The organism is Mucilaginibacter frigoritolerans (assembly GCF_007830615.1).
GTDB lineage: Bacteria > Bacteroidota > Bacteroidia > Sphingobacteriales > Sphingobacteriaceae > Mucilaginibacter > Mucilaginibacter frigoritolerans.
This window is the reverse complement of sequence record NZ_VLLI01000003.1, coordinates 203,396-220,646: the sequence shown is the minus strand read 5'-3', so window position 1 is coordinate 220,646 and position 17,251 is coordinate 203,396. Positions and strand designations below refer to the sequence as shown.

Annotated in this window: 18 protein-coding genes; 13 read left to right on the top strand and 5 right to left on the bottom strand. The window is 40.4% G+C overall.

Going from position 1 to position 17,251, the window contains the following annotated elements; all coding sequences use genetic code 11:
• Window positions 1-31: 31 nt before the first annotated feature.
• From JN11_RS06775 to JN11_RS06755, 5 genes are all read left to right on the top strand, one after another.
• Complete coding sequence (locus JN11_RS06775) at window positions 32-772, top strand: dioxygenase family protein (protein WP_144910972.1); 741 nt, start codon at window positions 32-34, stop codon at window positions 770-772.
• Window positions 773-782: 10 nt separating this feature from the next.
• Window positions 783-1,313: a hypothetical protein gene (locus JN11_RS06770; RefSeq protein WP_144910970.1), complete on the top strand. Its 531-nt coding sequence runs from the start codon at window positions 783-785 to the stop codon at window positions 1,311-1,313.
• Entirely contained in the window at window positions 1,297-2,013 is a 717-nt protein-coding gene (locus JN11_RS06765) for a pirin family protein (RefSeq protein ID WP_144910968.1), read from the top strand. Before JN11_RS06770 ends, JN11_RS06765 begins: the two co-directional genes overlap by 17 nt.
• 182 nt (window positions 2,014-2,195) lie before the next feature.
• Window positions 2,196-2,417, top strand: coding sequence for a DUF4266 domain-containing protein (locus JN11_RS06760; RefSeq protein ID WP_144910966.1), 222 nt, complete (start codon window positions 2,196-2,198; stop codon window positions 2,415-2,417).
• 22 nt (window positions 2,418-2,439) lie between these two features.
• Window positions 2,440-3,747, top strand: a complete 1,308-nt coding sequence (locus JN11_RS06755) for a DUF3570 domain-containing protein (RefSeq protein ID WP_144910965.1) — start codon at window positions 2,440-2,442, stop codon at window positions 3,745-3,747.
• Window positions 3,748-3,932: 185 nt separating this feature from the next.
• Here JN11_RS06755 and JN11_RS06750 read toward each other — a convergent pair whose 3' ends face one another.
• Window positions 3,933-5,054: a serine hydrolase domain-containing protein gene (locus JN11_RS06750; protein ID WP_170227704.1), complete on the bottom strand. Its 1,122-nt coding sequence runs from the start codon at window positions 5,052-5,054 to the stop codon at window positions 3,933-3,935.
• A gap of 205 nt (window positions 5,055-5,259) precedes the next feature.
• On the bottom strand, window positions 5,260-6,126 hold the full coding sequence (locus JN11_RS24395) for a Rid family detoxifying hydrolase (protein WP_170227703.1): 867 nt from the start codon (window positions 6,124-6,126) through the stop codon (window positions 5,260-5,262).
• Window positions 6,127-6,429: 303 nt separating this feature from the next.
• On the opposite strand from JN11_RS24395, the gene JN11_RS24390 reads away from it, so the two are divergent.
• Window positions 6,430-6,597 (top strand): hypothetical protein, encoded by a 168-nt coding sequence (locus JN11_RS24390; protein WP_170227702.1) that lies wholly within the window; start codon window positions 6,430-6,432, stop codon window positions 6,595-6,597.
• A 1-nt stretch (window position 6,598) separates the two neighbouring features.
• Here JN11_RS24390 and JN11_RS06740 read toward each other — a convergent pair whose 3' ends face one another.
• A complete protein-coding gene (locus JN11_RS06740) occupies window positions 6,599-8,092 on the bottom strand; it encodes an aminotransferase-like domain-containing protein (protein ID WP_144910961.1) in 1,494 nt (497 codons plus the stop codon).
• Window positions 8,093-8,263: 171 nt separating this feature from the next.
• Here JN11_RS06740 and JN11_RS06735 point away from each other — a divergent pair, with 171 nt between their 5' ends.
• Complete coding sequence (locus JN11_RS06735) at window positions 8,264-9,667, top strand: NAD-dependent succinate-semialdehyde dehydrogenase (protein ID WP_144910959.1); 1,404 nt, start codon at window positions 8,264-8,266, stop codon at window positions 9,665-9,667.
• A gap of 370 nt (window positions 9,668-10,037) precedes the next feature.
• On the top strand, window positions 10,038-11,648 hold the full coding sequence (locus tag JN11_RS06730; RefSeq protein ID WP_317131267.1) for an oleate hydratase: 1,611 nt from the start codon (window positions 10,038-10,040) through the stop codon (window positions 11,646-11,648).
• Between the two features lie 132 nt (window positions 11,649-11,780).
• On the opposite strand, the gene JN11_RS06725 is transcribed toward JN11_RS06730, so the two are convergent.
• Window positions 11,781-13,301 (bottom strand): S41 family peptidase, encoded by a 1,521-nt coding sequence (locus JN11_RS06725; RefSeq protein WP_170227701.1) that lies wholly within the window; start codon window positions 13,299-13,301, stop codon window positions 11,781-11,783.
• 447 nt (window positions 13,302-13,748) lie between these two features.
• Here JN11_RS06725 and JN11_RS06720 point away from each other — a divergent pair, with 447 nt between their 5' ends.
• From JN11_RS06720 to JN11_RS06710, 3 genes are all read left to right on the top strand, one after another.
• Entirely contained in the window at window positions 13,749-14,444 is a 696-nt protein-coding gene (locus JN11_RS06720) for a helix-turn-helix transcriptional regulator (protein WP_246138956.1), read from the top strand.
• A gap of 71 nt (window positions 14,445-14,515) precedes the next feature.
• Window positions 14,516-14,932, top strand: a complete 417-nt coding sequence (locus JN11_RS06715; RefSeq protein ID WP_144910954.1) for a DUF1761 domain-containing protein — start codon at window positions 14,516-14,518, stop codon at window positions 14,930-14,932.
• Between the two features lie 8 nt (window positions 14,933-14,940).
• Window positions 14,941-15,522, top strand: a complete 582-nt coding sequence (locus JN11_RS06710) for a YdeI/OmpD-associated family protein (RefSeq protein ID WP_144910952.1) — start codon at window positions 14,941-14,943, stop codon at window positions 15,520-15,522.
• A gap of 309 nt (window positions 15,523-15,831) precedes the next feature.
• On the opposite strand, the gene JN11_RS06705 is transcribed toward JN11_RS06710, so the two are convergent.
• Window positions 15,832-16,197, bottom strand: coding sequence for a winged helix-turn-helix transcriptional regulator (locus JN11_RS06705; protein ID WP_144910950.1), 366 nt, complete (start codon window positions 16,195-16,197; stop codon window positions 15,832-15,834).
• A gap of 104 nt (window positions 16,198-16,301) precedes the next feature.
• Here JN11_RS06705 and JN11_RS06700 point away from each other — a divergent pair, with 104 nt between their 5' ends.
• Both JN11_RS06700 and JN11_RS06695 read left to right on the top strand, forming a co-directional pair.
• The gene (locus JN11_RS06700; protein WP_211360686.1) at window positions 16,302-16,706 is read left to right on the top strand and encodes an antibiotic biosynthesis monooxygenase family protein; all 405 of its coding nucleotides are present in this window, start codon (window positions 16,302-16,304) and stop codon (window positions 16,704-16,706) included.
• Between the two features lie 10 nt (window positions 16,707-16,716).
• Window positions 16,717-17,190, top strand: a complete 474-nt coding sequence (locus JN11_RS06695; RefSeq protein ID WP_144910949.1) for a group II truncated hemoglobin — start codon at window positions 16,717-16,719, stop codon at window positions 17,188-17,190.
• Window positions 17,191-17,251 lie beyond the last annotated feature (61 nt).

Sequence of the window (17,251 nt, the reverse complement as noted above, 5' to 3'; positions counted from 1 at the left end):
TAATTAACACATCTAAAGTAGGAGCAATATCATGGAAAGAAAAAAATTTTTAACAGGCGGATTAGCCGCGTTGGGCTTAGCTGTTGTTGCACCTTTTGCTAATTCCTGTAAGAAGGAATCGACTAAAACTTCAACTACTACCAGCAGCAGTTCATCAAGCAGCAGCTCGTCAAGCGGCTCTTGTACGGTAACTTCATCAGAAACTGCGGGACCTTATCCAACAATTACACCATCAGGCTATGTCAGAAGCAATATCGTAGACGGGCAATCAGGAGTGCCCTTGACTATCAAACTTACATTTACCAATACGAATAATAGCTGTGCAGCATTGACTGGTGCATTGGTTGATATCTGGCATTGCACCGCTTTAGGCTACTATTCAGAATATATAGATACACCAGGCGGTTCTTATGCTTCTGTTGATTATACCGCATCACATTTTTTAAGGGGCAGGCAAACAACAGACTCAAACGGTTTGGTTACCTTCACCAGTATTTTTCCGGGTTGGTATTCGCCAAGGGCGCCGCATATACACGTGCACGTGTATAACTCAGCCGGTACTTCTTTATTGATTACTCAGATCGCCCTTCCTACGGATGTTTGTAATACAGTTTATACAACAGCTTCCCCTTATTCGGCACGCGGAGAACAGGATACCGCCAATACCGCTGATATGGTTTTCAGTGATTCCCTGGCGAATGAATTGTCAACCGTTACAGGTAGTGTTTCTGCGGGATACGTTTTGACCATAAACATCGGTGTACCTGCTTAATATCAATGCCATGTCGAAAGGGATAATTCGTTTGTCGTACCGCAAGGTGATCGATGCAGATTCGCAGAATGTATGGGAAAAATATGTATTTGAAGCCACATATCAGGAATACCTGATCCAGTCACAAAATTACAACCCTGACAAAAAGTATTTCACTTTTGCAGAACTCAAGCACCATGTACCTAATGCGGATAAGCTGCACTTTTTAGTGAGCGCATCAGTGATCAATTACTTGAAACAATTGAATGGTTATGTTCCCGATATTCTGAATAACCAGGGTAAAGCTTTTCTGCCGTTTAAAAATTACAGGTTTGAAGTTATTGACTCAGACGTTCGTTATAAATCCAGACATCGTATTACTGTAGAATTTATAAGTGAGCCCATCACCTGGATCGATACGGTAGGAAACCTGCTGCTGGTTACCTTTAAAGAAACTGTACCAGCAGGTGATGATGGCATTTTAACAGAAATGTTTACCATGCAGCCATTTTTAAGCATTCATAGTTTAAAGCAGGAGGAGGTTTATGATACCGCAATCTAAAGGGAAATTGTTTTTAGCGGATGAACGCGGACTGAATCAACTGGACTGGTACCGCAGTTACAATACGTTCAATTTCGGGAGCTACCAGCATGAACATAAAGTGCCTTTCAGTGATCTGTATGTTTTGAATGACGATACACTGGCCAGTGGAAAAAGTATCTGCATGTGTGTAGAAGAACATTCGGCCGTTATCCTCATCCCGGTAGTGGGTGCGATAGAATACATGGATAATTCGGGCGATATAAAACTGATTGAACCTGGTAATGTACAACTATTAGATCTGCCGGTAGGTTCCCGTTTCCAGATCAATAATCTGTACGAAGAAGAAATGGTGAATTTTTTACATCTGTGGGTTAAAACGAAGAAATCCAACAACCAACAGGAAGTTGCTTTTGACCTGCTCCGGAATAAGAACCAATTAATAGAGATTTTTAAGCTGGAAAATGCCATTGGTTACCTGGGCCAGTTTGACGGGCGTGCCGAAGCAGTACTTCCGGTATCCAATCCTGGAAATTCTTTGTTTGCTTTTGTTATTGATGGTGAATTTGAAGTTCAGTACCGGTTAATGCACGCCAGGGACGGGCTTGTATTATGGGAGATAAACGAGGCTGAATTGGAGGCTCTATCCAATAATGCAGTGATCATGCTGCTGGAAATAGGTAAGGTAAATAACCACAGTGGTGTATTAGCCAACCATTAACGCTTGTTTGTAATAACTGATTTAGCTTTCACTAATATATTAAAACTATGAAATTATTGATCCTTTTATGGACGATCGTGGGTATTTACGCAGGCCCGGTCCATATCAATAAATGAAAGATATTGAAGCTGTATTTATTGATGATGACAATAAATTATATGTCTTAAAAACCCCCCATTAAAATGATGAAACAATCCTTAAAACTGGGAAGTCTCCTGCTGCTGATGGCAAGTGTTACTTCTTGTGTGAACTTGAAAGCATACCAAAAGAACCGGATCAATGATTCCGAAATGACATTAGCAAACCGGAAAGTTGAGCGGAACGAAATGAATTTTCAATCTTATCGGGAAGCGGCGTCTGGTGCTAATGCCGGCAAAACGGGTGGTGGCTGTGGTTGCAATTAATTAACCTTATCGATTAAAATACATGAAAAAAGTCTATTTATCCCTCTTCGGATTTGCCCTGTTATGCCGTTTGAATGCATATGCGCAAACAGCCCCTGATAGCAGCAAACACAGCTTTAGTTTAGCGGTGCCCGTTAAATCCGATAGCTCCAATTACAATTCAAGAAAGCTTCATGTTGACGAAATTAACCTGATATCCAGTTATTATTCACAGAATGGTGACCATTCTGCTGTTACGGGAGGCATCGGTACAGAACAGGTAACGGATGTTTCCAATGGTTTGGATTTGAAACTGGCATGGCTGGGAAATAACCGGAATAAGAATACCTTATCCTTTGGGCTCGGTATCGATCATCATACCTCTGCCTCATCTGCCTATGTAACTACAACTGGATTGGGGAAAAAAGATGGAACAAGGATTTATCCTTCTCTTGACTGGACAGTTGAAAATGCGAAATCCGGAAATACTTTTGGCTTAGGTACTTACTATTCGGGAGAATATAATTATAAATCGTTAGGTGCGGATATGCATTTTTCTATTAAAACCGATGATAAGAACGGAGAGTTCAGTGCTAAGTTACAAGGTTACTTTGACCATGTTACCCTCATCTATCCGTCTGAATTTGTTACGACGTTAACTACTGCACCAGCTGGGTCAACTTATATTACAACCGCCAGCGGGAATGTTGTTTTGAGCAGCAGCGGAGGTACCACTTCAGCAGCGGGCCTTGCTACCAGCCCAAGAAATACATATACTGCTGCATTCTCCTATTCGCAGATCATCAATTCCAGACTACAGGTTATGTTACTGGCTGATGTAGTTACGCAACACGGTTACCTGAGTTTACCATTCCACCGGGTATATTTTACCAATGGTAAAGACACCATTGAACATTTACCATCCTCCCGCTTTAAACTGCCGTTAGGATTAAGAGCCAATTACTTCCTTGGCGATAATATTATTCTTAAGTCATACTATCGTTATTACATAGATAATTGGGGCAGTCATTCCAACACGGCCAATCTGGAGATTGTTTATAAAATTTCACCGTTTTTTTCTATTTCGCCATTTTACAGATATTATACACAGTCTGCCTCTAAATATTTCGCACCTTATGAGGAACACGCCCCTACTGATACTTACTATACCAGTAATTATGAGTATGCGCAATTTCAGAGCAGTTTCTTTGGAGCCGGAATCAGGATAGCACCGCCAAGAGGTGTTTTGGGGTGGCAAAGTCTGCATGATCTTGAATTAAGATATGGACATTATTCTCAGACTACAGGCCTGGTATCAGATGTGGTGTCAGTTGGTTTTGGGTTTAAATAGATTTGCGTTATTACAATTATTAATACTGACCGAAAAGTGCAAATTATTTAATTGTATTAAAAATATCGGCTCACTTAGTTAATATAAAACAGGTATTGTATTAACTGACATATGCTAAAAGTCCGTATTCCTTTTGTGCTATAAGGAATACGGACGATATGGTCTTTGTCTTGTCTGACATAGCTTCATTCAGCATTCTTTAATAATTTAAGCAAATTGTAAGCGGTTCGCTCCAGGTCGATAAGGCCGGAATTGTAATTTCGCATAATAATTACCGCATAGCCACTCTGCTTTTCAATTGCGAATTGAGCCGTGTAACCGGGCACCGAACCATTATGTCCGATGATGTTCACGCCATCTTTATGGTATAGTGCAAGCCCCATGCCGTAATTTTTGCCACCGGGAGGTACCACTTGCATTTGGTCCATGCTTTTTGAAGAGAGTAGTTGCGGCGTACCCATCAATGAAGCAACAAACTTTGATAGATCCCGGGGTGTTGAAAAAATGCCTCCATTGGGAACCCGGTAACCGCGCCCTTCAATTTCCTTTAAAGGAAGACTTGTATTAACCGTACCCTTATTATTATTGTCTATTCCTTCCGCCAGCCTGCTCCTCTTATCATCAGGCAGGGCAAAAAAGGTATCGTTCATGTTTAACGGTGTAAATATTCTTTGTTGCACCATCGTTATATAAGGTACACCGGTAACCCGCGAAAGGGCCAACCCAAGCAAGGCATAGCCAATATTTGAGTATAAGAATGCTTCACCCGGCTTTGAATTAAACGAAGTATACGGGATGCAACTAATCAGTTTTTTCTCCCATTGCGATAAGGGGCCAACATCTGCATTGTTCATATCCGGTTCCCGTTTTAACCCGGATGTATGTGAGGCTAATTGCCTGAAAGTGATTGTTCCCGCATCTGCATAGCCATTCAGCTTTTTTATCTCCGGTAAATAATGCTCAACAGGGTCATCAAGCTCAATTTTTCCTTCCTGCACTAATTGCATCAGGAGCACTGCAGTAAAGGTTTTAGTGATTGAGCCAATCCGGTAAATAGTGTTGGTATCGGCAGGTGTTTCACCTTCGCGCTTAGCGAAACCATAAGCATGCAGCCATATAAGTTTGCCATCCTTTAAGATGGCTACTGATATACCAACGTGAAGGTTTTCATGGCTTATGCCCGCAGATAACTCCTTCTCAAATTCATCAATTACTGGTTTGGCTTGAGAGTTTAGTTGAGCAAAACAAAAATTAAAGGGAAAAAGAAAAGTAACGAAAGCTAGTATGGGTAACAGTCTGATTTTCATAAGAAAAGGGTTGTCTGCTTTTTCTAATAAAAATACAGCTTGTGTAACCATTTCGGCTATCTCAACATTATTGTTACATACCGGTTAATAAAGATTAGCGCAATCTGTTCTGGGGGCAGTATTAAAACCTTGCTGTCCGAAGTTTTAATACTTCGGACAGCAAGGTTAATATGAAATTGCTTTCATGATCTTATAGAATTAAAGATTAGTAATTAAACCCGGCAACCGCAGCAATCTCAATTTGCGCCTGGCGTGGCAGTTCCTTAACCGCTACACAAACTCTTGCAGGAAATTTCTTGTCAAAATATTTGCGGTAAATATTGTTGAATGCAACGTAGTTGTCCATTGTGGTAAGATAAACGGTTACGTTAATCAGATTTTTATAATGCAGTTTATTTTTGCGCAACACATTGCCAAGATTTTCCATCACCTTTGACGCTTCTGCTTCAAACCCTCCTTTTATCAGTTCCCCTGTTTGGTCTAAGCCTATCTGGCCGGATATATAAAGCGCATCGCCAAAAATATAGGCATCCGGAAAAGGCAGGTCCCCTTTGCTGGTTCCTGATTTAATATTACTATTATTTTGTTGTTGGATTTCTGTGCCCTTACGGTCAACCTGTATCCAGTATTCAACAATCTTTCCATCTTCCACCCGGTAAACGGCACTTCCAATCTCTGTTACCGGCAAGCCTGTAGCCTTAAATTCCTCCACATCCTGAATCTGATTCCCGGTTTGCTTCCAGCGGGCATAAACCTTGTCATTGCTGGCAATTAATTCTGTTACCTCAAACTGATAGTGCCCATAGGCCTGTATAAACTCATTAACATGTTGCGCGTAATTTGCCGGCGTTCTGTTAATGATTTCAGGGTGCTCGGAGTTAAGCTGGTGCGCCTTTACCGAATCTGCCATAAATTCGGAAACTCTTTCCGGCGATTTTCCGGAGCGGACAGTTTCCAAGAAGTCCCTGACCGTCTTTTCTGCTGATGTTGTTGTATGCATAGCTGTATTTTGTGCGTTGCTGTTGATAGATATTATCCATAAAAGCAGGATAGTAAAAGTGTAATTTTTCATGATATTGAGTTTAAATTAACTTTACAAACTTGATCAAATACTTGTATATATAACAGATACAGATTTTGAATATTTAATAGTAACAGATTGTAATTGCGGAAGCATTTCAGTTTCCCATAGTTAAATGGCTTTGAGCGGAATGAACTCATAACCGATACCTGGATAGAGGCATACCGCTCGCCCTTTACCAGTGCAGAAGCATGTCTTGGAGCTATTGGCTGGGCAAAGGGACTGGCTGCCGGAAAGCACCAGTTTGAGGAACCTACAGAAGCTGTTAAAGTACAGATCAGCAAGCTGCCAGCAATGGCTATATGGGGCCTGGCAGATAAAACGCTGCAATCCCGTTACTTTCTTCCGCTCTTTAAAACCGCATTTCCAAACGGATTAATATACGAACTGGAAAAAGCTGGTCATTACAGCCTGGAGGATGCGCCTGAAATAATCGGATTATTAATTCGTCAGTTCCTTTAGCTTACTGCGCATTAACATCATCAAGGTGTAGGTTAGTAAAATTAGCAGGAAAACAATGTGTTAAATTATCATTGTTTTCCTGAAGTTTAGTAAACAGTTGCCCTAACCTGATCAGTGCCTTTTGCACCTTATTTTCCCAAAGGTTGCAATAACTGATGCGGAGGTAATGCTGATAATCACCTTTGGATGAAAATATCTCTCCCGGCGCGTACGATACTTCATATTGAAATGCTTTTTCCTGAAAATTGACAGTATTAATATTCTCCGGTAGTTCTACCCAGATAACCAGGCCGCCATTGGGCCGGGTTACCTTGGTTCCTTCCGGAAAGTGTTGCTCTATCAGGTTGGTGGTACGGATCAGGTTCTTATGCAATTCTAATCTGAATTTCTGTAAATGTCTTTCATAAGAACCGGAGTTGAGCAGTTGCAAAACTACCAACTGGCTGAAGTTAGCGGTTGAGCCATTGTGCATTGATTTGATCCGGGCCACCTCATAAGTGAAGCGCCCGGCAGCACACCAGCCGATGCGGAACCCCGGAACAAGTGTCTTGGTAAAAGAATTGCAATACATCACCCATCCATCGGTATCATACGCTTTGATGGTATCCGGCCGACTCCCTTTAAAGAATAGTTCGCCGTACAGATCGTCTTCTATCACGGGTATCTGATACGTTGCAGCGAATTCAGCAATCTGTTTTTTGCCTTCCGTGCTGATACATGCCCCATCAGGATTGTTAAAATTACTAACAAACACACAGGCTTTAATAGCCAGTTTTTTGCATGCTTCTTTAACGTCACTTACTACTATACCTGTTTCGGGGTGCGAAGGTATCGTGGCAATTTTAAGCTCGAGGCATTCCAGAACCTGCATAATTCCATAATAGCAAGGGTCTTGTACCAACACGGTGTCTCCCGGTTTAGTAACCGCCTTAAGACAGCACAATATAGCTTCCGTTGCCCCATTGGTAATGATAATTTCATCCGCATGGGTAGCTCCTTTCCAATAAAATGATCTTTTGGCGATCTCCTGACGCAACTGCTGATTACCGGTACGACTTTCCAACTTTAGGTAGTTGCCACTAATATCTCTCGAGTTTTGCTGTATGGCCCGCTTTATACTGTTGAAAGGCAACAGTCTGTGATCAGGAAGGGCATTAGCAAATGATACAAAATCCCTGCTGTTACCGTCTGTGCGCAGTTTTTGAAGCAATTGATCAATATGTACACTTCTTTCGGATAATGACACAGGCAGGGCCTTGGGTAAGGGCAGTCTTTTACCCTGGTTATCATTAACAAAATAACCGGATTTTTCTCTGGATACGACCAGCCCTTTATCCATCAAATAGTTGAAGGCCTGCAATACAGTGCCTATGCTTAAGCCGTTTTCTTTATGCAAACTTCGTATTGATGGTAATTTATCGTCTGGCTTATAAATTCCGCCGACAATCATTGCGGCGATTTTATTTGCAAAAGCAATGTAAGCAGGTTCTTTCATAAAATAAAGGTAAACTGTTATAGTTGAAAATACAAAATTTACATCTGTTTAATAGTCATCTTTGCCATACAATAAAGGAAAAAGTGAGGAAGCTCACTGCTGTAGCTGCCTTGTGTCATTTCTACCGGCGAGCGGGTATTTAACTTTGACTAATCTTTAGATTTTAAGAAAATGGAAACAGTAACTAAGACATCACCGATAAAAACGGTGAACCCTTTTAATAATAAACTTGTTAAAAGTTTCGAAGTAATGAGCGATGAGCAGATTGAGTCAAAGATCGCTCTTGCCGATAAAGCTTTTCAAGCCTGGAAAAAAACGCCAAAAACTGAGCGGGCGCAGCTCTTACACAGAGTGGCCCATCTGATGCGTGTCCGGAAGCCACAACTGGAAACATTGGCTACGCTGGAAATGGGAAAACTCCTGAAAGAGAGCCGCGCAGAAGTGGAGCTTTGTGTCGCCATTTTCGATTATTATGCCGAAAACGGCGAAAAGTTTTTGGCCGATCATCCATTGCAAACTCCGCAAGGTTCAGCCTTTTTGAGTTATGAGCCAATTGGTGTTTTACTCAGTATTCAACCCTGGAATTTTCCCTTTTACCAAATAACACGGTCCGCAGCACCGCACCTTATGGCAGGTAATACCATGCTGCTTAAACATGCATCCAATGTACCGCAATGTGCGCAGATTATGGAGGATATTTTCATAGAAGCTGGTTTCCCTGCCGGTGTTTACCAAAATTTATTTATTCCCGGAAGCAAAATTGATGTGCTGGTAGCCGATAAAAGGATCAAAGCAGTAACTCTTACCGGCAGTGAACCTGCAGGTTCTTCTATTGCAGCAGCTGCCGGGAAATACATTAAGAAATCTGCTTTAGAGTTGGGTGGCAGTGACGCCTTTATTGTGCTGGATGACGCCGACGTGGAGCAAGCGGCAGAAGCGGCAGTACGCGGCCGCATCTGGAATGCCGGGCAAGTTTGCGTATCGCCTAAAAGAGTGATTGTAGAAGAAGGCATTGCTGATGTATTTCTGGCAAAAGTAAAAGCTAAGTTCGCTGCTTTAAAGGTAGGCGACCCAATGGAAGAACAAACCGACCTGGCGCCTTTAAGCAGCGAAAAAGCCGTAGAGGACGTGATTAAGCAGGTTCAAAAAGCAGTGGAACAAGGTGCAACCGTAATAACTGGGGGGCACCGCATTGAACGTCCGGGTGCTTTTATGGAACCGACCATCTTAAGCGACATCCAACCTGGAACTGCCGCTTACCAGGAAGAGATTTTTGGCCCAGTATTTATGTTTTACAAGGTAAAGAACGAGCAGGCAGCCATTGATTTGGCTAATGACTCTGATTTCGGTTTGGGTGGTAGTGTGTTCAGTTCCAATAATGAACGGGCCGTTAATGTAGCCAGGCAAATTGAAACCGGAATGGTGTATAATAACCATGTAACCGGTATTGCCCCTGAGCTGCCTTTTGGTGGTACCAAACATTCTGGCTATGGCAGGGAACAATCACCGGCAGCGATTTACGAATTCGTGAATGCCAAACTGATCCGGGTGACCACGGCTGACAGCGCTTATTAATCAAACCAGACTTAGTTTAAGGGAGAAGATCCGCCGTAATGGTGGGTCTTCTTATTTGTTTAGCGCTAAACCCGCTGTTGGTAGATCTTGTCTACGAAGTTTAAAAATTAGACAGCGGGCGGCTAGCTAACACCTTAAAATCAGCTTACGAGAATAAAACAAATGGATATTGGTTGGTTCATACTTACTTCGGAAAACTAAGCTGGGAGGAATGGAGTAGGTTGATTTACATCCATCTGAATCACCACTTCGAACAATGTGGGGTGTGACTTGTTGTTCGTTATCAATAAACTTAAGGAAACAATAAGAGGTGCCGGTGGAATAGCAACATCGTTATATGTAACAGTTACTTTCTTATTATAGTGAATTTATTATAAATCTAAAATCTACGAAAATGTCTGAAAACAAGAATGAAGTTAAGGCCTATTTAGTGGGAAGCGGCATTGCTTCCTTATCTGCTGCTTGTTACCTTATCCGTGACGGCGGTTTAAAGGGTGAAAACATTATTATTTTCGATGAATCCGAAAAATTTGGCGGGAGCCTGGATGCCGGAGGGAATCCAAAAGACGGGTATTCTATGCGCGGCGGCCGAATGTTTGAAGAAAAATTTAATTGTACATACGATCTGCTTTCTTTTATTCCTTCCATAAGTAACCCGGATAAATCTGCAAAAGAGGAGTTAATGGAATTTCACCAGGAATTTTTCTGGAACGATAAGGCGCGATTGGTAGCCGGCGGGGAAATTGTAGACGTGGCGAACCTGGGGTTTCAGGAAAAAGACAGGCTGGACCTGGTTAAACTTTGTGTTACCCCAGAAAAATTACTTGAAAATAAAACCATAACCGATTGTTTTTACCCTCATTTTTTTGAAAGTAATTTTTGGTTTATTTGGTGTACAACATTTGCATTCGAGCCTTGGCATAGTGCCATAGAATTCAAACGTTATTGCCTGCGTTTTACACATTTGTTTAGCACTATTGATACAATGGGCGGGATTTACAGGACTCAGTATAACCAATTTGATTCTATTGTGCGGCCGGTTGTTAAATGGTTAAAGGAAAAGGGCGTGAAACTGGAAATGGGCTCTGAAGTAAAAGATATTTCCGTAAAAATAACTAATAAAGAGAAGATAGCAGAAAAATTAATTTACACTAAGAACGGCGCCAATTTAGAAATAATATTGACCCCAAATGATCTTTTGTTTGTAACCAATGGTACCATGACTGCCAATTCAACCACAGGATCTAAAAATACTGCCCCTGTTTTAGAGACACACAAACTCGGAAGCACATGGAAACTATGGCAAAAGTTAGCGGCAAAAACTATTGATTTCGGAAACCCTGCACCTTTCTGTAGTGATATTTCAAAAACGAAATGGGAGTCATTTACTGTTACTGCTAATAATCCTGTTTTCTTCAATTTGCTGGAAGAATTTTCCGGAAGTGAAGCAGGTAAAGGTGGGCTGATAACAATAAAAGATTCCAATTGGCTCTTAACAGTAGTCTTAAATCATCAACCACATTATTATGAACAGCCTAAGGATGTATGGGTATGGTGGGGATATGGTCTTTTTCCTGATAAGGTTGGGAATTTTGTAAAAAAGAAGATGTCCGAGTGTACGGGTGATGAAATCCTAACGGAAGTTTTATCGCATTTACGTTTTACTGAGCATATAAATCATTTATTAGCAACGTCAATTACTATTCCCGTGATGATGCCTTACATTACCAGCCAATTTATGCCGAGGACAGGTACTGATCGTCCCAAAGTTATTCCTTCCGGTACAAGGAATTTAGCCTTTATAGGACAATATGCAGAAATAGATGATGATGTGGTATTTACCGTAGAATATTCTGTGCGTACTGCTCAGACAGCAGTATTTGGCTTATTAAACCTGGATAAGAAAGTTTCGCCATTTTTCAAAGGGCAATATGACCCTTCGATACTTTTTGCAGCATTGAAAATGTTACATAGAAAATAAGAAAGCTATATTTATAAAATGTAAATAGCCGGTTTTGATCAGGATACTATTTTCAATAATCAAGTGAGATTTAGTTTAAGTGAGAAGATCCGCAGCAATGGCGGATCTTCTTATTTGTTTAGCTCTAAATATTTATCTTTCAGCTTTTACCTGTTTTATCAAACTTAACGCTTTCTCTAAATCCAAATCCCGTTTGTTTACTACATCTTCGGGACTATACTCCACCGTATAATCAGGCATAATACCATGACCCAATGGGGAATTTTCAGCGACAGATACAAAACGCATCCATGGGAAATCAACCACTACACCCGTATTAGGCAGCGTTAAATGCTGAATGGTACCACCACTGCAACCTTCGGCCCCGCCAAGTGTTTCGCGACCAATAAATATGGCTTTTTTGCATTGCGTTTTAATGGAGATAGCTGTATGTGCACCTGCAGAAAAGGTAGCACCATCAATAAGCACATATAAATTGCCTGCATAATGATCTGTTTTGTTTAGTGGAAGTGTGCCCAGCAAATTGCCGAAAGTGGGCTTAACATCTATATGATAATGGGCGCCTTCTTTTTTGCCCGGGTTAAAGCCTGCAATAAAGCTGGCGGTACGGGCGGTATCAAAATATTTTTCGAAATGATTAACCGATGGATTGGGAATGCGCGCCCAGATATCCCCCAAAATATGGTAAGGCTTGTCGGCCAGGTAGGAAAGTACTTTCGATGCAATCCGGATATCGCCGCCTGTATTATGGCGCAGATCTATGATCAGGTTTTTAACCCCTTTATCATGGATCTGCTTAAATGCCACTTTATAAATATTGGTGTCATTATATTGATAGCTTTTAACCTGAAACCAGGCAGTTGATGAATTTTTCAAAAACCTTAGCGGTAAATAATCAGTACCTTTTGCTTCAATCCAATTAGCATACGGATCAGGTGCTTTAGGTGTGGGCTGCAGTTTTGTAGTAGCGGTATCAAGGCTTATCGTTTTTAAATCTCCCTGTTTAGTGCGCAGCGCTATTTTGTAAGGCGGTTGCCAGTGGTAAAAGCTGTTAAACACATCCTCAAAGCCATCATACTCGCTCAAAAACAGTTCTTTAAAAGTTTCGTTATAGCCATCGCCCGCGTATAAATTATAACCATTATTTACTAAGGTTCCTGCTGGGATATTGTTCACGCTTAAAATTTCGTCGCCAGTATTTAACAGGGCGGTTTTATGCGTGGTTATCCATACCCGGTGCTTGCTCACCAATACCTCGAACGGCAAATGAGGTGTTTTTATACCCGATGGCTTATACCCGGCGGAGTGATGTAATTGAGTGTGCCCGCAGCCAAGGCTGCAAAGCAACGGATAAATGTGGGTGATATAATCGTTTTCGGATAAGGGCCGATCAAGGGATGCATTTACTGTTTGATATACTTTATTCAAACTATCTGTAGGACTATACATGCCGTAGGCTGGATGCATTTCTTTAATGGCCGCCCAGAGAATGGAAAGGTCATCCTGCATTTTTTTAACAGGCAATAAAGCAGCGCCTTTGGTAAGGCTATCTTTTTGGACAGCATCTCCATTTTTAGCTGATGGTTGTGCGCAAGAATTCAATAACACCACTATAGGTATAAAAAGCAGGTGTTTGATGGTATGTACTTTCATTGTGACAGGTGGTAACATTTACAATAGCAATTGTAATCTTTAGTTGTTTTTGATTGAAACAAAAGTTGATTTGGATAAATATATCATTTTGTTTTTGCACAAATTTGCAACAACAAAAAATAAAGCCCGCAGTTGGTATACTCCGTCAATGAATTACTCTGCTTGTAGTCTGGGATTACATTTTTAAATAATCATCTTTAGATTAATTTCAGAAGAGTTTTTATTTCGGGTAGTCTACAGCGTGTATAAATAACCTAATTAGTCTTTTTTAAAGTAGAATTAAGCAATTTATATTTTATATTGAGAACTTGTTTAGTTTAAACACTAATTGCAATAAAAGGAATATAACTAAACTAGATAGGGCTTTAATAGTTGATTTTCTATTAGCGCTCTTGTTTTAAGCAAGAGCCTTTTTTATCCAACATAAAAATCAATCCGAAAACTTCAATGATGAACGACAATGACACCAAACGACTTTCCAGACTTATTGCAATTTTGACACAATTGCAGACGAAGCGATTGTTGACGGCATTGGAATTGGCGAACAAATTTGCGGTAAGTGTCAGAACAATTTATAGGGATATTAAAACATTACAACACGCTGGTGTGCCTATTTTAACAGAGGAAGGGAAAGGCTACACTTTAATGGAGGGTTACCGGATTCCGCCGGTTATGTTTACTGAAAAACAAGCCAACGCCTTGATTCTTGCAGAACAATTAGTTCTAAAAAACAAAGATGCCTCTTTTGTTAAAGATTATTCGGAAGCGATTGAAAAGGTCAAAGCGGTATTGGGGCATAAAGTTAAAGATAAAGCCAACCTGCTTTCGGAACGCACACGGTTTAACCAAAACATCAATAGCGAGAAGAATAGTAATAACCTATCTGATCTCCAATTTGCACTAACCAATTTTTATCTAACCAAAATTGATTACACAAATGAGGCAAAACAAACGACTACCAGATCAATCGAGCCCTTTGCCTTAGTAAGTACAACAGAGAATTGGCTATTGGTAGCTTTTTGCAGATCGCGTAACAATTTTCGATTTTTTCGTTTAGACAGAATTAAAAAGCTGGAGATACTTACTGAAAAGTTTGCTGCCCATGAAATGACCCTACAGGAATATTTTGACAAATACCATTAATTTCTTTTATACCCCTGACATAGGGCTGTCACAACCGGGTCTTAGCTTTGCAGGATATAAAAATATAAATTATGATCAGTCAATTATCAAGCTTAAACTGGATTAGCGTTCTACTTGCATTTGTTGTGTATTTTTTACTTGGAGCGCTATGGTTCACACTGTTTTTTAAAAAGTTGTATGCCATTTCGCTGGGAAAAGAAAACAATATGCCGGCGAAACCAGCACCTATTTTTATCATTGGCCCGGCGATTTGCTCGCTCGTGATTACTATTGCCAGTGCAGTATTAATTTACGCGTTACAAATCTCGTCTATTGGCGGCGCCTTTGAATTTGCGGTAGTTGTCGGTATCGGGTATCTTGTTGCAAATACTATTAATATTGCCATCAACCCAAATATTCCGAAACCTATTCTTTATGGAATTATTAGTGGTGCCTATCACCTGACCGGAATAATCACCGTAAGTATCATTTTAGTAGCTATGAAATAGCCAAGTTGATGCAATCAAAGGAAATAGATATTTTTTTCCCTACAAGCCGGCAAGCCTGGAGGCTATGGTTAATCGAAAATCATAGCTCAAAACAGGCTGTCTGGCTTGTTTATGGCAAAAAAGAGTCCGATCGACCCACGATCACCTGGAGTGAGGCAGTTGAAGAAGCGCTTTGCTTTGGCTGGATAGACAGCATCAAAAAAACGATTGATGCTGACACGTTCATGCAATTTTTCAGCAAACGTAAGTCTGTCAGCACATGGTCTAAGATCAATAAAATAAAAGTTCAGTTGCTTATTGAACAGGGTTTGGTATCACCGGCTGGTTATGTAAGTATCGAAACTGCCAAAAAAAATGGATCATGGACAATTTTGGATGATGTTGAAGAATTGATCATTCCAAAAGACCTTGAAATAGCATTTGAAGCTAATCCAGGATCGGGAGAATACTTTTTGAGTTTAAGTAGATCTGTAAGAAAAGCCATGTTGCAATGGCTTGTGCTTGCTAAACAATCGGATACCAGGCATAAAAGAATAACCGAGATCGCGGAGCTTGCTGTGCAAAAATTGAAGCCCAAACAATTTAGATAAGGCAGAAAAATTACAGACTTTCAAGGAGAGGAAAGCGGAAGACTCCAAAAAGAGGGTTATAAGGAATTAACGATTGAATATATATAAGCCAAAGAAATAAACCAGAAAACATGTTTGGTCAATTTTAAAATGACCAGCTATTCGTATACTCCCTCTACAAATTACTATGCTTGTAGTCTGCGGCTACACTTTTGAATAATTATCTTTCGATTAATTTCAGAAGGACTTTTTTTCGTTTCTGATAGTCGGAAACTACAAACGGCGGCAGCCAGAGACAAATGGTATCATCAGCAAAGAATAATCGCAATCTTATTTATACAAATGTTGGTCCTGCAAATAATCAATGCCATGTTTCTTTAAATGTTTGATTCCCCAACTGCTGATAAATTCATACAGGGGGCTAAGAGATTTACCGTCGCCGGATAAGAAATATTCTACCCTGTAGGGTTTTAATGATAATATATTTTTATCGATCAGGCTATCGCGTTCCAATTCCTTTAATTGCTGACTCAACATTTTCTCCGATATTCCAGGCAGGTTATTGCGTATCTCCGCATAGCTTTTCTTTTCAAAAATATTAAGGTGCGAAAGGATAAGTAATTTCCATTTGCCACCGATAAAGCCCAGGGTAACATCCACAGGGCAGGTATAGATTTTGTTATTCAATTGTATCATGCTCTCTTTTTTTTAACCAATCAGCCCTACTTTTTAGTAAGTTATTGATTCAGGTAATACAACACAGTAACTTTATTCGCTCACTCAAATAATCATTTAAAAATATGGAAAAACGGCTGGCTCTTGCATTTATTTTTATTGCGTACTTTGTAACAAACTCGTTTGCTCAAACCAAATCATCCAAAATGGAAGGTAAAAACTATTCAACGGAAATTATCCGGTATGACATACCGGAACCGGAAAGGGACAATTTTGAAAAGGCTTATACCCAGGCAGGTCAATACTTGCAGGCTTCTCCATATTGTTTGGGATATCAGGTAATTCACGGGAGTGAGGACCCGAACCATTACATAGTTATCATCTATTGGACTTCTGAACAAGACCATTTAACAGGTTTTAGGAACGATAAGGGTTTTATGGCTTTTTTTAATTTGGTAAAGCCATTTTATAATAACATGGAAGAAATGAAACATTATAAAATTACCGATAACCAATGGACAAGAAAATAATAAAAAGGTAATGGCAGAAAAAAATATACCCACACTATACGATTGGGCCGGTGGCATGCCTGTGTTTGAAAAGTTAATGGTTGTTTTTTATAGGAAGGTACTATCAGATGAACTATTAGCCCCTGTATTTAAACACATGTCGCCTGAACATCAATTACATGTTGCTCACTTTATTGCCGAAGTTTTCGGAGGCCCCCAAATATACAGTAGCTCAGAAGGTTCCCATTTTAAAATGATCCAGAAACATTTGGGCCGGCATTTAACTGAGCAGCATAGAAAACGTTGGGTGCAATTGCTTATAGAAAGCGCAGATGAACTTGAGCTCCCTGAGGACCCTGAATTTCGCTCGGCCTTTGTGGCTTATATAGAATGGGGTACCCGGATAGCTGTGCTGAATTCGCGGGAAACAGAAAATAACGAGGATGTGGATGTCCCCATGCCCAAATGGGGGTGGGGGGAAACAAAGGGCCCGTTCATACCATAAATTTAACTGAGCCATTGTTGGAGTTGTCACAACGTGGTGCTAGTTTGTAGCGTTAAATAAG